Raw genomic sequence first — 556 nt, forward strand, 5'->3', positions numbered from 1 at the left:
ACTCGCGGGCGAGCTCGGCGTCGGGAACCCGGAGCTGCTCGCCGTCGGCCACGGGGCGCGCGAGGTTGACCCCGTCGAGGGCGGCTGCCTCGCTCGCGCCCCCGGCGGCGCGCACGGCGTCGATCACGCGCTCCCCCGCGTTCAGCCGATACACGCCCGGCTCGTTCACCTCGCCGAGCACGTGCACCCAGACCGCGCCGTTGGCCGCGGCGGGGTCGTCCTGCGCGGGCCCGGCGAGCGCCCCAGGAGCGCCCGGGTTCGCGGGATCCCCCGGAGCCTCCGGGCTCCCCCGGCGCTCGGCGACGGCGGCTTCCGGGGCCGCCCCGGCCTCGGCCAGGGCGTTGGCCCCGGGCACCCCGCCGCGGAGCAGGGACACCGCGACCGCGCCGCCGAGCACGGCCAGCACCAGCAGCGTCCCGGCGAGCGCGGGGACCCGAACGGCGTCCATCGCCCGCGCCCGGAGGGTCAGCGCCCACCAGCGCACCCGGGCGAGGGGCGTGGCCCGGTCCGGGGGCGTGGCCCGGTCAGGGGCGCGCTCGGGCGGCGCGTCCTCGAC

The 556-nt window shown here is 81.3% G+C and carries 1 protein-coding gene; it reads right to left on the reverse strand.

What is annotated here, in order from left to right:
* Nucleotides 1–556, reverse strand: a 556-nt coding sequence (locus OOT08_RS18635; RefSeq protein ID WP_325094392.1) for an SLBB domain-containing protein, incomplete at both ends; no start/stop codon positions are given.

It is taken from the genome of Leucobacter sp. M11, assembly GCF_035726885.1.
In the GTDB taxonomy this organism is placed as follows: Bacteria; Actinomycetota; Actinomycetes; order Actinomycetales; family Microbacteriaceae; genus JAPFRB01.